The sequence below is a fragment of the Actinomyces succiniciruminis genome (assembly GCF_900002405.1).
GTDB lineage: Bacteria > Actinomycetota > Actinomycetes > Actinomycetales > Actinomycetaceae > Actinomyces > Actinomyces succiniciruminis.
Map to the genome: position 1 here is coordinate 101,177 of NZ_LK995540.1, position 17,922 is coordinate 119,098.

Sequence of the window (17,922 nt, forward strand, 5' to 3'; positions counted from 1 at the left end):
GGCCTATTGCGGTCACGTGCCGCCGTCACGGCTGCGGCGTCACCTCCGCCACGGAGGCGCGCCGCAGCCAGTGGTGGGCGGGCTCGGGAACTTCGAAGGAGGTCTGCCCGGACTCAATGCGCAGCACGCATTCGGCGATGGTCCGGCCAAACGCATGTACATCCTGCGCGATCGCGGTGATTGGGGGTGAGGCCAGCTGGCAGGAGGAGGAGTCGTCCCAGGCGATGAGGCTGACGTCGTTGGGCACGACGGCGCCCAGAGCGGAGGCGGTGGCCAGCCCGGCCAGCGCCATGGTGTCGTTGTCGTAGATGATTGCCGTCGGACGCGTGGCCGCGGGGAGCTTCAGCAGCTCCGCGGTGGCCCGCTGACCGGAGGCCTCACTGTAATCACCCGGGACGATGCGCAGCTCTACGCCGAGCTCCTGTGCCACCCGGCGGGCCATCGTGTCCCGGATCAGGGTGTGTGCCAGGTGCTCGGGGCCGCTTACGCGGGCGATGCGCTCGTGGCCGAGCTCGTGCAGCCGCTCCATCGCCCCGCGGGTTGATTCGGCGTTGTCGGAGACGATCGAGGCGGTGCCAGGCGCAGCCTGCTCCACACCCGCGTGGAGCGTGGCCAGGCCCAGCTCATTCAGGAGCGCCGGACGCGGATCGTCCACCAGCGGGTTGACGAGAATCACCCCGCGGACGAAGGCCTCGGCGGCCCAGCGGCGATAGACCTCCAGCTCCTCGCACAGTCCGGGAACTTGATGCAGGAAGAACAGTACAGAGGTGCCGCGCAGGGTCTCTTCGATGCCGTCGGCGTTCTCCGACCAGAAGGACTCGGCAGTAAGTAGTCCCCGGGGGCGGGCGAGGACCATGCCCCAACGGTGAGTGTCCGAGCCGGTAGTCATGTGGGCCTTTCAGTCTTAACCAATTGCTGGTCGGGCCGAGATCAGCGGCACCCGGGAAGCCGGCCGGTGTTAGCCGGGACGCCCCCTATCCTAGGTCGGAACGGGGATGTGGCCTGCCGCATTTGTCCGGGATATCGGGATTTTGCGGGATTACGAAGGAGGCAGTGGATGGTACGAGGTACCGATACCAAGGCGCTGGTGTTCGACCTCGTGCGCGCTCTGGACCGCACCTCACGGGCGGAACTGGTCAAGCGGACCGGGCTGACCGGAGCGTCGATCTCGACCATTACCCGTCGCCTGTTGGATGAGGGGTTGCTTGAGGAGACCGGTAGAGCTCCATCAACCGGCGGGAAGCCGCGAACCTTCGTGCGGGTTGCGCCGGACGCGAGATATGCGGTCGGTGTGCACCTGACGCGCACCGACATGGTGCTGGTGCTGACCGACCTGTTGGGCGCGATCATTGGACGCACCCGGAGAGAGCTGCCAACGGGCCCGCGGGAGGGCGCGGGACAGGATGGTCTGCGGGCGACGGTGCAGGAGGCCATCGCGGAGATCATTGCCGGCACCGGAATCGACGACGCCAAGTTGGTTGGTACCGGCGTGGTGCTGGCGGGACCCGCCGACCGCGGTCTGCCCGGGGCGGCCTCCGTGACCGACCGCGATGAGCTGCGCGCGGCGTTGGAGCGGTCGACCGGCATGCCCGTACTCATGGAGAACGACGCCACTGCGGCGGCACTAGGCGAATGGTGGGTTTCTCCGAGCGGGCGCGCAGACGACGCCCTGGTGGTCTACCTGGGCGCCGGCATCGGCGGAGGACTGCTGGTCGGCGGGCGCTTGCAGCGGGGGACCTCGGCCAATGCCGGCGAGCTCGGGCACGTTTGCGTGGACCTCAACGGCCCGGTGTGCACCTGTGGGGCCCGCGGCTGTGTGGAGGCGGTTGCCGGACCACAGGCGGTGGTGTCCAGGGCGCTGCTGGACCCCGACATTGCCGGGCCCGCAGGATTGGGAGCGCAGGTCGGTTCACGCGGTTCGGTCGAGGCGGACTTCGCGGCGGTCGCCCGGGCCGCACACCTGGGGAACGAGTCCGCGCGGCATCTGCTAGATGAGTCCGCTCGCGCCCTGGCAGTAGCGATACGGTCGGTGGTCAACGTGCTGGACAATGCGGCCGTCATCCTCACCGGGCCGAGCGCTGCCGGCGCCGGCGCGATTTACCTGCGGGCCATTGCGAGCGAACTCAACCTGCGCTATGGGGCGGCCGCATCGCGTCCGGTGTCGGCGAGGCTTTCACCGAACTGTGGCACCGCCGCGGCGCTAGGAGCCGCAGCCATGGTTTTAGATGCCGCAATCCGCTCCTCCTGAACGGGCTCTTCCGGTTTGTGGGTGTGGCGGGTGCTGCCGGCCTAGTTGGGTTGGGTGTGGGTGTGTGCCCGGGTGCCCCCGTCGGCGGCGGAATGTCAGAATTCGGCACTAAGGCCGTCGGCGACCGCTAGGGCCGATTTGGAAACCGCATGATTCCAACGTTCTGCCCATGGCCGCGGGCAGCGTCGGAGCTGTTTATGCCGATCCTGGACACTTTGGGCCGCCACGCACGGCACTCGGTGCCGACGGCGGGCCGTGGGCGGACAGGCCGCCCACGTGTCTGACACCACCCAACCCCCGCCTCCACACCCGCAAACCGGAAGAGTCACTGACTGTCGAGCGGGGTGCAGGCGTGCTCGCCGGCCGACCCGGCGGAGAACGAAACGACAAATGCATGGTCGCATCCACATTGCCTGTGGAAAATGTCGGGAAGTGCTGGTTGGGAATAGCGGTGATCGGGTGGCAACTGGTGGACTGCGGGTGGATGTCGGTGCGGCCGGCAACACCGGGAACAAGGCGCATGCGCCCGCGGATTACCGGCGGCCGGCTGCCGGAGGCGACGTTGCAGAACCGCATAATTGCAACGATTTGACCGGGCGGCGCGGGTGGTGGTACTGGCCGCTCGACGCGGTACGATTCCAGCCCGACGCCGGACTGTCGGCCCGTGGAGTGGGTGGCCCGATGGTCGCCCACAGGCTAAGCGGCGGCATTTCCGGCATCGCCAGGTCTGTGCACAAACCTGTGGATCAATTCTGTGGATAACCGTTGGTGGGGTGGGGCGCGGGCAGACGTCGGCGGCGGCGCCGTCCTCTCGCGAACGGCCCCGCCGCCGGTGTGGTTCTGCTCACTCCAGGGCGCCGGCGATGGCGTCGACCAATTCCAGCAGGTGACGGTCGGGCAGGAACTCCCGGCGCACCGACTCGTGCGCCGCCAGCCCCATGTCGTGTGCCCGCTCCGGGAAGCGCAGCACGTCGGCCACGGCCTGCGCCCACGCGGCGCCGTCGGTGGGGTCCACCAGCACGCCGTCGACGCCGTCGTCGATCTGGTCCTGAATGCCGCCCACCGCAGAGGCGACCACGGGCGCCTTCTTCCACATGGCCTCCGCCACCGGCAGCCCGAAGGCCTCCACCAGGGAGCGCTGGGTGACCACGTCGGCGACTCGCTGCACGGCGTTGACCACCATGGCGTTGACGTCCCGGTCGTGCATGGGCACGGCGGCGATGTGCACGCGCGAGGCCACCGACTCCGGCAGCAGGTCCCAACGGTCCAGCACCTCGCCCAGCACCGCCGCGGACTCGGCGTCGCGCTCGGGGTCCGGGTCCGGCCCCACCAGCAGCAAGTGCGCGTCGGTCGGCAGCGTGGCCACGTTGTCCGCGAAGGCGTCGATCAGCTCCTTGGCGCCCTTGAGGCGGTCCCAGCGGGACACCTGCGCGATAACACGCACGCCCTGCGGCACCGGCAGGCCCGCGCCGGCAAGCGTGGGCAGCTCGCGAAGCGCGTCGGGCCGCCCGTCCTCGTGCACGAAGGCGACCGCGTCGAAGGGTGGCTCGCCGGCGAACACGCCCGCCAGCCTCGCCACCGACCAGGCCTCGTCCAGGTCCAGCACCCGGTTCTTGGGGGAGTCGGGGTTAATCGAGGGGGCAATCACCGCGCAGCGCTCCGGCTCCACGAAGGGCGGCCGGTAGTTGGGGCGTGAGACGACGACGAGGTCCACCTCCTCCAAGTAGCGGTCCAGGAAGGCCCAGGCGCGCTGGCCGGCGTCGCCGGTGTCCTGAGCGCCCAGGTGGCAGCGCCAGATGACGGTGGCGCCGGCCGCCTTCAGCGCCTTGGCCAGGCCGGCCGTGGGCGGGTCGTGCAGGATGACCACATCGCCGTCGCGAATGTCGTCGACGATGTTCTCCGCGTTGGAGGCGATCACGTGCTCGTAGATGTCGCGCTGCTTCTCCGCGAGCTTGCCGCCGTCGCCGCGGTCGCCGTGAATGCCGGCGTGCAGGCGGGCTGCGATCGTGTTGAACTCGCGCGGCGCGTCCAGCACCAGCCAGCGGGCGTCCACGCCGATGTCCAGCGCGTATCCGACCAGTGGGGCGACGATCTCCGCCGGCCCCGACGCCGCCGCCGACGTGGGCGTGATGGTCCAGACGGTGCGTCCCTCCAGGAGGTTGCGGGCCGCGGCGACGCCGTCGCGCAGGCGTCGGGTGGCGACCTCGTCCAAGTGGCTTTCGAGGTCCGACAGTGGGAGCGGGGCGACGTCGATGGTTCTCATGTCCCGATACTGCCCCAAAGCCGTGTGATGCGCAGCGCTTTCGACGGCGCGCCGTGCGTTTCAAGGTGTTGTGTCACCCTCAGTTGTCCGCACCGGCTTGCGCGTCGGGAGGCGCGGGGGAGAGGCTAGCCGGGTAACGAGTGTGTGGAGGAGTGGTTGTGTGCGGGTGCCGCCCGCGATCCCCTCCCTGCTCGGTTCGACACGCCTGAAGGAAAACAGTCATGAGCCAGAGCCCCAACATCCCCGATCCCGGCCAGCCGCAGTACACGCCGCAGCCGACCGGATACGGGTCGCCTTCCGACCCCTACGGGCAGGCCGCGACCTCCGGCTATGCGCAGGCGACGCAGCCCCCGGCCTACGGCAATGCGCAGCCGAGCTATCCCTACAGTCAGCAGCCGGCGTATGCGGCCCCCGGTTACGGGGCGCCCTACGGGCAGGCGGGGTATGTGCAACCCGGCTACACGCAGCCCAAATCGAAGGCCGCTGCGGCGGTGCTGGCCTTCTTCCTCGGCGGCCTGGGGATCCATAACTTCTACCGGGGGCAGACCCGCAAGGGCATCATTCACCTGTGCTTGGTTGCCGCGGTGGTCGTGCTTTTCATCATCGGTGGCGTAGTCATTGCGGCGAACACGGATGACTTCGGATATACGCCGGACGGGCCCTCCGCTGCGGCTGGACTCATCTTCATGATCGCTTGGCTCGTCGCCCTTGGGAACCGCATCTGGGCCTTCGTGGAGTTCATCATGATCCTGGTCTCCAACGACGGCAGCCTCCAGTGAAGGCGCTCCGCGCCGTCTCCTCAAAGTAATCGCCCCCGAGGTCGGTCGACGTTACCGCCGAGGTCGGTCGTTGTTACCACCGAGGTCGGTCGATGTGGCTGTCCGGGCGGGATTTGGCGGCGCGGTGATCCTGGGCCGTTGGTGTTTCACTGAAGGAGTCGGTTGTGGAGACGCTTGCTGATTTCGACGAGCGCGTCGGCGCATTCCAGACCGACTCGGTCCCCGTCGAGCCGGTGCTCGGGCTGCCCGCGTCCCTGGAGGAGAAGGTGGCCCGACGAGTCGGCGTGCTGCGGCCCTTCTATGGGGACACGATCGCCTACTTCCTCGACGATCAGGATCGAGAGCTCATAGGGGCGATCGCGCATGACCTCCACGGCCGTTTCGGCGAGTCGTTGTCGCTGCCGCTGCCCGTGGAGATGGCCCATGTGACGCTCCACGATCTCCATTCCGGCTCGGACCGGGCGCGGGTGTGGCCGCTGGTCGAGGCCTGCGCGGCGACGGCCGCGGAGCTGGTCGCGCGGGCGCGTGCGATCGGCCCGATCCGCACCAGGTGCACGGCGGTCTTCAACCTGGTGAATACGAGCGTCGTCGTCGGGATCCGGGCAGTTGACGAGCGCGAGCACCACAGGCTGCTGTCCGCTCGCGCATTGTTTGACGAGATCCTGCCCTCTGGGCCGTTCACGCCCCATATCACGCTCGCCTACTACCGGCCGGAGGCGCCCGCTGCGCTGCCTCCCGACGAGCTTCGCGCCACGCTCAGGGAGCTGACCGGCGCGGTTGGGGACAGGCCTGTTGACCTTCTCCCGGAACGCCTGCACGCCCTGCATTTCGACTCCATGAGCAACTACTGGGTGGCCGAGCGGTAGCAGCCGGCGCGGCGGAGTCCGGATCGCGAGCGTGTGCGCCGCAACCGCGACGCCGGAGCTCTGGTACGCCTGGCCGGGGTGCGCCGATCCCCTCCCCGTAGACGCCGCCCGCGGTGCCTCCCGGCCGCTCGCGATCCCCCGTCCACAGGCATGCAGGCGACCATCACCTGGACGGCGGATGGGCGGCTGTCACAACGACCGACCTCGGCACGTAAGATCTACCGATCTCGCGAGTTGGGGCGGCGGACACGGGGGCGGAATAGGCGTGGGGCGGTCGCGCCGGGTAACCTCGGTCCCGGTTCCACCGCCCACCCAGGAGCAGCCATGTCCGCCGTCGAGCCCAACGCCGTGACCGAACCCGCCCGCCCCGCCCGGGCCGCCGACCACCCCGACACCGTCGCCCACGCCGCGGCCACCCCCGACCAGGCGATGCCCTACCGCGAACTCGGTCTCAAGGACGAGGAATACGACTCCATCAAGACCATCCTCGGCCGTCGCCCCACCGCCGCGGAGCTGGCCATGTACTCGGTGATGTGGTCCGAACACTGCTCCTACAAGTCCTCCAAGCTCCACCTGCGCCAGTTCGGGGAGAAGACCACCCCCGAGATGCGCGAGCACCTGCTGGTCGGCATGGGGGAGAACGCCGGCGTCGTCGACATCGGCGACGGCTGGGCCGTCACCTACAAGGTCGAGTCCCACAACCACCCCAGCTTCGTCGAGCCCTACCAGGGCGCCGCCACCGGCGTCGGTGGGATCGTGCGCGACATCATCTCCATGGGTGCCCGCCCCGTGGCCGTCATGGACCAGCTGCGCTTCGGCGCCGTCGACCACCCGGACACCGCCCGCGTGGTGCACGGCGTAGTGGCCGGCGTGGGCGGCTACGGCAACTGCCTGGGCCTGCCCAACATCGGCGGCGAAACCGAGTTCGACCCCTCCTATCAGGAGAATCCGCTCGTCAACGCCCTGTGCGTGGGCGTGCTGCGGCACGAGGACATCCACCTGGCCAACGCCTCCGGCGCGGGCAACCAGGTGGTCCTGTTCGGTGCCCGCACCGGCGGTGACGGCATCGGCGGTGCCTCCATCCTCGCCTCGGAGTCCTTCGAGGACGGCATGCCCGCCAAGCGGCCGAGCGTGCAGGTAGGCGACCCCTTCATGGAGAAGGTCCTGATCGAGTGCTGCCTGGACCTGTTCGCCTCCGACCTGGTGCTCGGCATTCAGGACCTCGGCGCCGCCGGCATCTCCTGCGCCACCAGCGAGCTGGCCTCCAACGGCGACGGCGGCATGCACGTGGACCTGGAGAACGTGCTGCTGCGCGACCCCACCCTCACGGCCGGGGAGATCCTCATGAGCGAGTCCCAGGAGCGGATGATGGCCGTCGTCGCCCCGGACAAGCTCGACGACTTCATGGCGGTGATCGACAAGTGGGACGTCGAGGCCTCCGTGATCGGCGAGGTCAACGGCTCCGGCCGGCTCACCATCGACCACTTCGGGGAGCGGATCGTGGACGTCGACCCGCGCACGGTCGCCCACGAGGGCCCCACCTACGACCGCCCCTACGCCCGGCCCGCCTGGCAGGACGCCCTGAACGCCGACACCTCCGACGCACTGGCCCGGCCCGAGACGGTCGCCGAGCTGGCGGAGCAGGTGCGCGCCGTCGTCACCAGCCCCAACCAGGCCTCCGCGGCCTGGGTCACCGACCAGTACGACCGCTTCGTGCGCGGCGCCACCGCCCTGGCCCAGCCCGACGACGCCGGCGTCATTCGCGTGGATGAGGCCACCGGCCGCGGGGTCGCCATCGCCACCGACGCCAACGGCCGTTTCACCAAGCTCGATCCGGCCACCGGCGCCGCCCAGGCGCTGGCCGAGTCCTACCGCAACGTGTGCACCGTGGGCGCCCGCCCGCTGGCCGTCACCGACTGCCTCAACTTCGGCTCCCCGGAGGACCCCGACGCCATGTGGCAGCTGGTCGAGGCGATCACCGGCCTGGCCGACGCCTGCCGCGAGCTGGGTGTGCCCGTCACCGGCGGCAACGTCTCCCTGTACAACTCCCACGGGAAGGTCAAGGGACTGCCCGATTCCTCCATCAACCCGACCCCGGTGGTGGGTGTGCTGGGTGTGATGGATGACGTGCGCCGGGCCAACCCGTCGGGCTGGCAGGAGGAGGGCCTGGCCATCATCGCCCTGGGCGAGACCCGCGACGAGCTGGACGGCTCCGCCTGGACCCGCGTGGTACACGACCACCTGGGCGGGCTGCCGCCGCGCGTGGACCTGGAGGCCGAGGCCGCCCTCGGGCGGGTGCTGGTGGCCCTGAGCGAGGCGGACCTTCCCGACGGCTCCCGGTTGGTGCGCGCCGCCCACGACCTGTCCACCGGCGGGCTGGTGCAGAGCCTGGTCGACGCCTGCCTGCGCTTCGGCGTCGGTGCGGCCATCGACCTGGCCGCCCTACCTGGCGACGTGGACGACTTCACCGCCCTGCTGTCCGAGTCCGGCGCCCGCGCCCTGGTGGCGGTGCCGGAGGCGGCCGTGCCCGCGGTGGCGGCGGCCGCCGAGGCCGAGGACGTGCCCTGGGGACGCCTGGGCACCACCGGCGGGGACATGCTCGTCGCCACCGGCACCGACCTGCTGGCCGACGGCGGCTCCGGCCGCCCGCTGGTGCTGGACCTGGATGAGCTACGCGCGGGGGTGGACGCTACCCTGCCGGCGCTATTCGACTGAGCTCAACCGAGCTGGTCCGGAAGACGTCTGAACCCGTCCGGAGCGGGTGTGTGGCTGCTTGCGCTGCCCGCGACTCAGGGGCGTTTTGCCAGCACAGGATGGGTTTCTTGATGCCGAGCACGTTTCGAAGGCCACTTCGTGGTCTACCACGCCACTTTGCGTTTTGCTGAATACCTCTGAGCCCTTCAGTAGACCGCTAAGTGGTGTAGTGGACGGTGAACCGGCGTAGCCGTGCGTCGTCCTGGGGCGGTCTACTCCCTTGCGCAGGAGGCCTCGATGTGGCTGACATCGAGCCGGCATACCGTTTTCCAGTCGGAGCAACGGGTAGTGGCGCGTGACATCATACATGGACCTCTGAGGACTGTGGTTCATGTGCGACTTGTTCGCCTGTCGCCTATCGAGGCTGACATGTTGATTCGGTTCGATTCAGGCCGAGTTGAGCCGTCACTGCTCTTGTATGCCCGTGGCCGGAGGTGTACGCTCGTGATCAAGTCCTCAGAGGAGTTGAGCTGGTATGGCCCCGTCTCGTATCGACACCGCAGTTGCCGAGTTGCTGCGTCGCGTCGTGGACGGCACCTATGCCGTGGGCTCGGCTCTGCCGGGGGAGGAGGCGCTCGCCGCCGTCCTGTCCGTCTCCCGGCTAACCGCGCGCGAGGCGGTGCGGGTCCTGATTACACGGGGGGTCCTCTCGGCCCGCCAGGGATCGGGCACATACGTCAACGATCCCGCCGACTGGCAGGACCTGGCCAGCCTGGTCGCCCTCGCCCGCCACGAGGGCTCGGAGCACGAGATCGGCCTGGCCCTGCTCGAGGTGCGCCGCATGATCGAGGTCGGCAGCGCCGGCATCGCCGCCGCCCGCATCACCCCCGAGCGGCTGAGCGAAATGGAGGCAACCATCGCGGCCCTCAATGCTGCGGACGCCGCCGACGACGTCGAAGCCGCCACCGCCGCGGACCTCGCCTTCCACGACCACATCATCGAGGCCACCGGAAACCTCTTCATCCACGCCACCTTCGCACCCCTGCGGCAGGAGCTGATGACTGCGCGGCGGGTCACCTCCGCCCACCACGAGGTGCGCGCACACGCCATCGCCCAGCACGAGCGCATCCTCCTGGCCCTGCGCCTCGGCTCCCCGGACGCCGCCAAGGCAGCCATGCGCGCCCACATGGATCAGACCACCAACGACCTTCTGGAATACGCAACCTGACCGCTCCGCCGTACCGGCGTGCGGCCTGAGGCCGGCAATCCGGACGACGCCGACAACCTCATATCCGAGAACATCAGTCACAAAGGAGTGCACTCATGAAGACGCTGGACGAGCTCACCACGGGCATCCCCGCCGGCCCGGCCGTGGATCCGGCACAAGTATCCGCCGCCTTGACTCGGGCGCTGGTCGTCCTCGACGACGACCCCACCGGCACCCAGTCGGTCGCCGACCTGCCGGTGGTAACCGGGTGGGCGGTCGAGGACCTGGAATGGGCCCTCGCCACCGGCGCCAGCGCCGTTTACGTAATGACCAACTCGCGCAGCCTCGACCCAGCCGAGGCCGCCCGCGTCAACACCGAGGTCGTCACCAATGCCCTGGCTGCAGCCAACTCCGTCGGCAGGGAGATCGCCTTCGTGTCCCGCTCGGACTCCACACTGCGCGGCCACTTCCCGCTGGAGCCCGACACCATCGCCGACCTGTTGGAACGCGCCGGTACGCGGGTGGATGGCATCGTCCTGTCGCCCGCCTTCCCCGACGCTGGACGCATCACCGTGCACGGTACCCACTACGCCGGCAGCGCGCAGACCGGTTTCGTGCCCGTCGGAGACACCGAGTTCGCCGCCGACAAGACCTTCGGCTACCGGGCCTCCTACCTGCCCGAGTGGGTAGCGGAGAAGACCGCCGGCGTCACCCGGGCGCAGGACGTCGTAGTGATCGACCTGGAGATGCTGCGCACCGATGAGGACGCCGTCGTCGACCGGCTCACCTCCGTGCACAACCGCACGCCGACCGCCGTCGACTGCGTGGAGGAGAACGACTTGCTGCTGCTGGCCCGCGCCCTCCAGCGGGCGGAGGCGGCCGGCGCGAACTTCGTCTACCGCGTCGGCCCGCCCTTCGTCCGGGCACGCATCGGGCAGGTGCCGCACGCCCCGCTCACCCCCGAGCAGGCCCGTCCGGCCGACTTCGCCCCCGCCTCCGACGCCGCCGGTGGGCTCATCGTGGTCGGTTCGCACGTGGGCCTGACCGGGCGTCAGGTCGACGCATTGCGCGAGGCCACCGGCACGCCCGAAGTCGTAGTCGACGTCCCCACCGTGCTCGACCCGGACCGGCGCGACGCCCACGTCGAACAGGTCGCCGAACAGGCCGCCGCCGCGCTGCGTGAGGGCAACGTGGTGGTCCGTCGCGGCGGCGCCTTCGTGGCAGGACGAGACGCCGAGGAGTCCCTCGAATTCGCCCGACGCGTGTCCGCCGCCGTCGTCGAGATCGTCCAGCGCATTGTCGCCGCCCGCTGCCCCCGTTTCGTCATCGCCAAGGGCGGCATCACCTCCTCCGATGTCGCCTCCCGCGGCCTGGGCATGCGTAGGGCGCTGGTCCGCGGTCCCATGCTGCCCGGCATCGTCTCCCTATGGGAGCCGCAGGACGGCCCGGCCGCGGGCGTCCCCTACATCGTGTTCGCCGGCAACGTCGGCGACGAGAACTCACTCACCGCCGTCGTGCGCACCCTCAACGCCTGATCGCCTCGCCGGGCGGCGGTGCTGCATACCTCACCATTTCCCATCAACACCCGGGGGCAGTTGCCCCACAACCGATCAAAGTAGATCTCATCATGACCACCACTGTTGCCGTCTTGGGACTAGGCGCCATGGGCCTGCCCATGGCCACCAATCTCTCCCAGACCTTCACCGTCCGCGGCTTCGACATCTCGGCCGAACGACTGGCCCTCGCACAGCAGGCCGGAGTCGTGCCCGCGGCCTCGGCGGCCGACGCCGTGGGCGACGCCGACGTCGTGCTGGTGGCCGTCCGCAACCAGGCGCAGTTGGAGGAGGTGCTGTTCGGCCAGGACGGCATCGCCGCCGCCATGCGCCCCGGCGCCGCGGTCCTGCTCACCTCCACGGTGGGCGGGGCCGGCGTGGAGGCCGTCGCCGGTCGGCTGCGAGACATGGGTCTGTTGCTGGTGGACGCCCCCGTTTCCGGCGGGCCGGTGCGTGCCGGTACCGGTGACCTGCTTGTGGTCGTCGGCGCCGATGATGAGGCCTGGGCAGTGACCGAGGATGTGTTGGAGGCGATGTCCTCCACGCTGGTGCGCGTGGGCGACGAACCCGGCTACGGCCAGTCCATGAAGACCGTGAACCAGCTGCTGTGCGGCGTGCACATCGCCGCCGCCGGTGAGGCACTGGCGCTGGCCCAGGCCCTCGGCCTGGACACGGAGGCCGCGCTGAAGGCGCTCATGGCCGGCGCAGCGGAGTCCTTCATGCTTGGCGACCGTGGGCCGCGCATGCTGCAGGCCTACGACGAGGACGGGCCCGAGGTGCGTTCACGGCTCGACATCTTCGTCAAGGACATGGGCATCGTTACGGCCGCCGCCAAGTCGGTCGGGTTGTCCACTCCGGTGGCGGCCGCCGCCGAGCAGTTGTACCTGCAGGGGGCGCGGCGCGGCCTGGGAGCGCAGGACGACTCCACGGTCATCACCGTGATCGCGCCCGAGCAGGACTGAGGGCGGGACCATGTCCACCACCGTCCTGCTGTTACTGGCGGTAGCGGCGATAGCCGTTCTGCTGGTACTGGTCATCAAGGCCAAAATGAGTGCCTTCGTGGCCATGATCCTGGTGTCCATGGTGCTCGCGCTGGCCGCGCGCATCCCGATCGGGGACGTGGTTCAGACGATGATCGACGGCATGGGCAAGACCCTCGGGTCCGTGGCCATGGTCGTCGGCCTGGGGGCGATGCTGGGCCGGGTCATTGAGGCCGCCGGCGGCGCGGAGGTCCTGGCCGAGCGCTTCACTCGGATGCTGGGGCGTGAGCGCGTGGTTGCGGCCGTCGTCGCGGCCGCCTTCATCCTCGGCATCCCGATCTTCTTTGACGTCGGCTTCATCATCCTGGCGCCGATCGTCTTCGGCTTCGCCTACATTGCGAAGATCAACCCGCTCAAGATCGGCCTGCCGGTGGCGGCGACGATGCTCGCCCTGCACGTGGTCATCCCGCCTCATCCGGGGCCGGTCGCCTCGGCGGCCACGCTCGAGGTTGACGTCGGTTTGCTGATGCTGCTGGCCCTGCCCGTGTGCGCGTTGGTGGCGGTCGTGGTCTACTTCACCTCCACGCGACTGGGCCTGGAGGCGGTTCCGGTCGGCCCGACGCCGCTCGGCAGCGTCACGGAGGCCGCCGAGTCCACCTATACGCCCGGCGGCGCGGTGCCCCGGGCGCACGCCACCGGCCCCGGAACGGTCGTCTTCCTGATTCTCGAGCCGATTGTGCAGATCATGGTGGGCACCGTCGGGCAGATGCTGGTGGATGAGGAGTCCTCCGCCCACGCGGTGCTCGGATTCATCGGCTCTTCGACGACGGCGCTGCTGACCGCCGTGCTGCTGGCCTACTTCATCGTCGGCCATCAGCAGGGGTGGTCCTTGGAGCAGCGCGGCAAGATCCTCGACTCCGCACTGCCCGATGTGGCCACCATTGTGTTCGTCACTGGCGCCGGGGGAGTGTTCGCCGGCGTGTTGGTGGCCAGCGGTATCGGCGATGCGCTGGCGCAGGCCCTGGTGACCGCGCACCTGCCGATCCTCTTGACCGCCTTCGTCATTTCGGCGGCGCTGCGGGCCTCGCAGGGCTCGGCGACGGTGGCGATCCTGACCACGGCAGGGCTGCTGGCGGACGCGATTGCCAGCGGCGGCTACTCGGCCCTGCAGGTGGTGCTGATTCAGATGGCGATCGGCTTCGGCGCCCTGGGCTTCTCCCACATCAACGACTCCGGCTTCTGGATCGTCACCAAGTACATGGGCCTGTCCGTCAAGGACGGGCTGAAGAAGTGGACCCTGCTGTCGACCGTCGGCGGACTCACCGGCTTCCTGCTCACCGGCGTCGTCTGGCTGATCGCCTGACTCCGGCGCCCCTGGCGTCGGCCTACAGCCGCGCCGTCCAGGCGACCTCCTCCGGCCCGACACCGGGCAGGACCTGGCCGCAGACGATGGCATCGGCCCGCTCCCAGGGGCGGTCGGCGGCGAAGAAGGGCCGTTCGGCCGCCTGCCAGTGGTGCCAGAACCGCACCGACTCTTCGGCATCGCCGTTGGTGCCGTCGGCGATGTCCCGGCCGATGCCGCGCTCCTCGGCGACGGCGTAGTCGGTCTGGACCCACAGGTGCGCGTCCACCAGCTCGACCACCGCCCGCATACCGGCACCGGTGCCCTCCACCAGCACCAGCGGCGTGCCGGCGGCGATGGTGATCGCTCCGGTGCGGCCGTGGCGGGGCCAGGCCGGCGGCGTGAACTCCAGTGCGCCGTCGGCCCGCAGCCGCGTCAGCGCCTCTACCAGTAGGTGGTCCCACTGGTAGAGCGGCTCATTCCAGTCCAGGTCGTCGATGTGCAGTACCCGTGCGAGGGGCTCCAGCGCGGCCAGCCGGCGCGTAAGGGTGGTCTTCCCGCTGCCAGAGCGCCCGTCGACGGCGACGATGACGGGACGGCCCGTCGGCTCGCTCGCGCGACCGAGCGCGTATCGGAGCAGGTCGGGCAGCGCGGTGACGGTCCAGGAGTGGACCGCCGGCTCCTCGGGTTGCAGGCGGATGTCCCGCAGGCCGGGCATGGTGCGCGAAGCCGACGCGGCTGCGGCGTCGGACTGATCAGAGGGGCTGGGCATGGGGCAACCCTAGAGTCCGACGGAGATAGTGCAGAGGAGTAAGAGGAGACGGCTGAGTCTGAGCGGGCAAACATCGGCGGAGACCCATGCGGTGCTAACCCGGCTGCCCGGAGATGCGCGCGTGAGGGGAACGTTATGAGGCGGTCGGAGTCGCCGTCGAGGTGGTCACTGCCGGATCAGTGCACCGGCCACTGCTTGCCTCCCGGCGGCGCTCGCCAAGACGGCCTCGATGCCGGTTTGCGGGTGTGGTGGGCGGGGGTTGGCGTGGTGCCTGGGGTGTGTGGTTGCTTGTGGGTCGGGTCGACTGGCCCGTGTCTCCTTGGACCGTCTGGCTGCACTTGGACCGCCCCAGACGCACTCCCAGGCGGTCCAACTGCAGATTCGCAGTCCAAGTGGGGATCTGGAGCAGGTACGGGCGCCGGTCCCGGCCGGTCCCACCGCCGCCTGTCCGCCTGCGGTGGTTCGCTGTTGGCGCTTGTTACCGTGCGCAGCGGCCCAAAGTGTCCAGGATCGGCATAAACGACTCCAATGTCGCCAGCGGCCGTGGTCAGAACGTTGGAATCATGCGGTCTCCCGATCGGCCCAAACGGTCGCCGACGGCCTTTGTGCCGAACTCGGACATTCCGCCCCCGGCGGGGCACCTGGACACACGCCACTCACCCGCCAGCACCCAACCCACCTGCCCGCCTACCAGGCCGGCAACACCCACCACACCCACAAACCGGAAGGCCTGATTGGGCGTTATTACGCCGCATACCGGTAGCCGATGCTGTCATAGATGTTGTTGGCCAGGTCGCGGATGGCGCGGAGGAGGACGATGCCGAACACGATCTTCGGCAACCCACCCCCCGCGTCCACCAAACATAGTCAATCGGCCACAGCCCATAGGACCGTCCGGGAGACCGGTGAGGCGGCGTAGACGGACCGCATGCTGTCACCGCCTCGACCGACCTCGGCACGTATCGTCTACCGACCTCGGCACGTAACATCTACCGACCTCGGCGTGTTCTCGGAGGCGGTGGGACGGCGCATGGGGGCCCGCTCGGTGCCTGGCTGCGGCCGGGCGGCGCTCCTAGCCTGAGGCTGCGCGGCCGTCCGGGCTGCGGGAGAGGAACCACCATGACCGCCACCACCGACGAATCCGTCTTCGCCGCCGAGAACGTCTTCGGCAAGGGTGAGTTGAACACCGCCTTCGCCCAGTACTTCATCGGCGACAGCTACCTGAACAACCTCATCGACGACCCCGAATGCGTCGTCGGCGTCCACAACGTCACCTTCTCGCCCGGCTGCCGCAACAACTGGCATATCCACCACGCCACTTCCGGCGGCGGCCAGGTGCTCATCTGCACCGCCGGCTCCGGCTGGTATCAGGAGGAGGGGCAGGACGCCGTCTCCCTCGAGCCCGGGTCGGTGGTGTTCATCCGCGCCGGCGTCAAGCACTGGCACGGTGCCAAGGCCGACTCCTGGTTCTCCCACATCGCGCTCGCGGTTCCCGGGGAGAACACTTCCAACGAGTGGCTCGAGCCCGTCGACGACGTCGCTTACGCTGCTCTGTGAGTGGCCCCCGCGTTCGCGGTCGCCACTGCCTCCCTCTCCCCAGCCTACGGTCGAAACATGAGATGTTTCGTCTCAGTTACCGGCGGGGTGGGAGTGTTTAGCCCAGCGCGGGATGCCCGCCCTGCTCAACGACGTGCTCCTGCGCAGCCATCGCAGTCGCGATACTGACAGGTGAAGGAGTTCCCCATGCAGGACGTCGTTGAGAAGGTTTATGAGCAGGTTGTGGCTCGCAACCGCGGGGAGGCCGAGTTCCACCAGGCCGTCCGCGAGGTGCTGGAGTCGCTCGATCCGGTAATCGCCAAGCACCCCCACTACGCCGAGAATGCGCTGCTGGAGCGCATTGTGGAGCCGGAGCGGCAGATCATGTTCCGGGTTCCGTGGGTCGACGACGCCGGCGAGGTCCACGTCAACCGCGGTTTCCGCATCGAGTTCAACTCGGCGCTTGGCCCCTACAAGGGGGGCCTGCGCTTCCACCCGAGCGTCAACGCCGGCATCATCAAGTTCCTCGGCTTCGAGCAGATCTTCAAGAACGCGCTCACCGGCCAGGGCATCGGCGGCGGCAAGGGCGGCTCCGACTTCGACCCGCACGGCAAGTCCGACGCCGAGGTCATGCGCTTCTGCCAGTCCTTCATGACCGAGCTGTCCCGCCACATCGGCCCGAACACCGATGTCCCCGCCGGTGACATCGGCGTGGGCGGCCGTGAGATCGGCTACCTCTTCGGTCAGTACAAGCGCCTGCGCAACAGCTACGACGCCGGCGTTCTGACCGGCAAGGGTCTGGCCTGGGGCGGCTCCCTGGTGCGCACCGAGGCCACCGGCTACGGCACGGTCCTGTTCGCCCAGTCCATGCTGGCCACCAAGGGCGACTCCCTGGAGGGCAAGACGGTCGCCGTCTCCGGCGCCGGAAACGTCGCCATCTACGCCATCGAGAAGGCGCAGCAGCTGGGCGCCAAGCCCATCACCTTCTCCGACTCCTCCGGCTACGTCGTGGACGAGGCCGGCGTGGACCTGGAGCTGCTCAAGCAGGTCAAGGAGGTCGAGCGCGGCCGCGTCGCCGACTACGTCTCTCGGCGCCCCGGCGCCCGCCTGGTCACCGAGGGCCGCCCCTGGGACGTCCCGGTCGACGTCGCCCTGCCCTGCGCCACCCAGAACGAGCTCGACGCCGACAACGCCGCCACCCTGCTGCGCAACGGCTGCGCCGTCGTCGCCGAGGGCGCGAACATGCCGTCCACCCCGGAGGCCATCGAGGCCTTCCAGGCGGCCGGCATCCTCTACGCCCCCGGCAAGGCCTCCAACGCCGGTGGTGTGGCCACTTCCGCCCTGGAGATGGAGCAGAACGCCGGCCGCACCCGCTGGGACTTCGCCACCGCGGAGGCCAAGCTCACCGGCATCATGGCTGACATCCACGACTCCTGCGTCGAGGCCGCCGAGACCTACGGTCGCCCCGGGGACTACGTCCTGGGCGCCAACGCCGCCGGCTTCACCCGCGTGGCCGACGTCATGATCGCCCACGGCATCGTCTGATCCGATGATCCGAAAGACGGGGGTAGCCAATCGGCCTAGCCGATCGGCCGATGCGTAGCGCGGATGCGGTTACCTCGCGGTCACGTGTTCCGGGGCTCGCTGCCCGACGACGGCGCCCGGTCGCTTCTCAAGCGGCC

13 protein-coding genes are annotated in these 17,922 nt (G+C 69.3%); 10 read left to right on the top strand and 3 right to left on the bottom strand.

Going from position 1 to position 17,922, the window contains the following annotated elements; genetic code table 11:
* Positions 1–25: 25 nt before the first annotated feature.
* The gene (locus BN1056_RS12930) at positions 26–889 is read right to left on the bottom strand and encodes a substrate-binding domain-containing protein (protein ID WP_210581820.1); all 864 of its coding nucleotides are present in this window, start codon (positions 887–889) and stop codon (positions 26–28) included.
* A gap of 168 nt (positions 890–1,057) precedes the next feature.
* Between BN1056_RS12930 and BN1056_RS12935 the strand changes: the two genes are divergently transcribed.
* Positions 1,058–2,248 carry an ROK family protein gene (locus BN1056_RS12935; protein WP_210581823.1) on the top strand — a complete coding sequence of 397 codons (1,191 nt, stop codon included), beginning with the start codon at positions 1,058–1,060 and terminating at the stop codon, positions 2,246–2,248.
* Positions 2,249–3,092: 844 nt separating this feature from the next.
* On the opposite strand, the gene BN1056_RS12940 is transcribed toward BN1056_RS12935, so the two are convergent.
* Positions 3,093–4,511 carry a glycosyltransferase gene (locus tag BN1056_RS12940; protein ID WP_210581825.1) on the bottom strand — a complete coding sequence of 473 codons (1,419 nt, stop codon included), beginning with the start codon at positions 4,509–4,511 and terminating at the stop codon, positions 3,093–3,095.
* A 221-nt stretch (positions 4,512–4,732) separates the two neighbouring features.
* On the opposite strand from BN1056_RS12940, the gene BN1056_RS12945 reads away from it, so the two are divergent.
* The 7 genes from BN1056_RS12945 to BN1056_RS12975 all read left to right on the top strand — a co-directional run bounded on the left by BN1056_RS12945 (position 4,733) and on the right by BN1056_RS12975 (position 13,953).
* Positions 4,733–5,290 (top strand): NINE protein, encoded by a 558-nt coding sequence (locus BN1056_RS12945; RefSeq protein WP_210581827.1) that lies wholly within the window; start codon positions 4,733–4,735, stop codon positions 5,288–5,290.
* A 164-nt stretch (positions 5,291–5,454) separates the two neighbouring features.
* On the top strand, positions 5,455–6,156 hold the full coding sequence (locus BN1056_RS12950) for a hypothetical protein (protein WP_210581829.1): 702 nt from the start codon (positions 5,455–5,457) through the stop codon (positions 6,154–6,156).
* Positions 6,157–6,480: 324 nt separating this feature from the next.
* Positions 6,481–8,871, top strand: a complete 2,391-nt coding sequence (purL, locus tag BN1056_RS12955) for a phosphoribosylformylglycinamidine synthase subunit PurL (RefSeq protein ID WP_210581831.1) — start codon at positions 6,481–6,483, stop codon at positions 8,869–8,871.
* Between the two features lie 514 nt (positions 8,872–9,385).
* Positions 9,386–10,078, top strand: a complete 693-nt coding sequence (locus tag BN1056_RS12960) for a FadR/GntR family transcriptional regulator (protein WP_210581833.1) — start codon at positions 9,386–9,388, stop codon at positions 10,076–10,078.
* A 95-nt stretch (positions 10,079–10,173) separates the two neighbouring features.
* Positions 10,174–11,592 carry a four-carbon acid sugar kinase family protein gene (locus BN1056_RS12965; protein ID WP_210581836.1) on the top strand — a complete coding sequence of 473 codons (1,419 nt, stop codon included), beginning with the start codon at positions 10,174–10,176 and terminating at the stop codon, positions 11,590–11,592.
* Positions 11,593–11,684: 92 nt separating this feature from the next.
* The gene (locus BN1056_RS12970) at positions 11,685–12,572 is read left to right on the top strand and encodes an NAD(P)-dependent oxidoreductase (protein WP_210581838.1); all 888 of its coding nucleotides are present in this window, start codon (positions 11,685–11,687) and stop codon (positions 12,570–12,572) included.
* A gap of 10 nt (positions 12,573–12,582) precedes the next feature.
* A complete protein-coding gene (locus BN1056_RS12975) occupies positions 12,583–13,953 on the top strand; it encodes a GntP family transporter (protein WP_210581840.1) in 1,371 nt (456 codons plus the stop codon).
* A 22-nt stretch (positions 13,954–13,975) separates the two neighbouring features.
* Here the strand turns inward: BN1056_RS12975 and BN1056_RS12980 are convergent, their stop codons facing one another.
* Entirely contained in the window at positions 13,976–14,704 is a 729-nt protein-coding gene (locus BN1056_RS12980; RefSeq protein WP_244671713.1) for a uridine kinase family protein, read from the bottom strand.
* A gap of 1,119 nt (positions 14,705–15,823) precedes the next feature.
* Between BN1056_RS12980 and BN1056_RS12985 the strand changes: the two genes are divergently transcribed.
* Positions 15,824–16,261, top strand: a complete 438-nt coding sequence (locus tag BN1056_RS12985) for a cupin domain-containing protein (protein ID WP_210581842.1) — start codon at positions 15,824–15,826, stop codon at positions 16,259–16,261.
* Between the two features lie 186 nt (positions 16,262–16,447).
* On the top strand, positions 16,448–17,785 hold the full coding sequence (gene gdhA / locus BN1056_RS12990) for an NADP-specific glutamate dehydrogenase (RefSeq protein ID WP_210581844.1): 1,338 nt from the start codon (positions 16,448–16,450) through the stop codon (positions 17,783–17,785).
* The last annotated feature ends 137 nt before the right edge of the window (positions 17,786–17,922 follow it).

What these genes read in the sequence shown, in the direction of transcription:
- BN1056_RS12965 (WP_210581836.1), top strand. Translation starts at nt 10,174, where the DNA reads ATGAAGACGCTGGACGAGCTCACCACGGGCATCCCCGCCGGCCCGGCC.
- gdhA (WP_210581844.1), top strand. Translation starts at nt 16,448, where the DNA reads ATGCAGGACGTCGTTGAGAAGGTTTATGAGCAGGTTGTGGCTCGCAAC.
- BN1056_RS12940 (WP_210581825.1), bottom strand. Translation starts at nt 4,511, where the DNA reads ATGAGAACCATCGACGTCGCCCCGCTCCCACTGTCGGACCTCGAAAGC.
- BN1056_RS12960 (WP_210581833.1), top strand. Translation starts at nt 9,386, where the DNA reads ATGGCCCCGTCTCGTATCGACACCGCAGTTGCCGAGTTGCTGCGTCGC.
- BN1056_RS12980 (WP_244671713.1), bottom strand. Translation starts at nt 14,704, where the DNA reads ATGCCCAGCCCCTCTGATCAGTCCGACGCCGCAGCCGCGTCGGCTTCG.
- purL (WP_210581831.1), top strand. Translation starts at nt 6,481, where the DNA reads ATGTCCGCCGTCGAGCCCAACGCCGTGACCGAACCCGCCCGCCCCGCC.
- BN1056_RS12970 (WP_210581838.1), top strand. Translation starts at nt 11,685, where the DNA reads ATGACCACCACTGTTGCCGTCTTGGGACTAGGCGCCATGGGCCTGCCC.
- BN1056_RS12935 (WP_210581823.1), top strand. Translation starts at nt 1,058, where the DNA reads ATGGTACGAGGTACCGATACCAAGGCGCTGGTGTTCGACCTCGTGCGC.
- BN1056_RS12930 (WP_210581820.1), bottom strand. Translation starts at nt 889, where the DNA reads ATGACTACCGGCTCGGACACTCACCGTTGGGGCATGGTCCTCGCCCGC.
- BN1056_RS12945 (WP_210581827.1), top strand. Translation starts at nt 4,733, where the DNA reads ATGAGCCAGAGCCCCAACATCCCCGATCCCGGCCAGCCGCAGTACACG.
- BN1056_RS12985 (WP_210581842.1), top strand. Translation starts at nt 15,824, where the DNA reads ATGACCGCCACCACCGACGAATCCGTCTTCGCCGCCGAGAACGTCTTC.
- BN1056_RS12975 (WP_210581840.1), top strand. Translation starts at nt 12,583, where the DNA reads ATGTCCACCACCGTCCTGCTGTTACTGGCGGTAGCGGCGATAGCCGTT.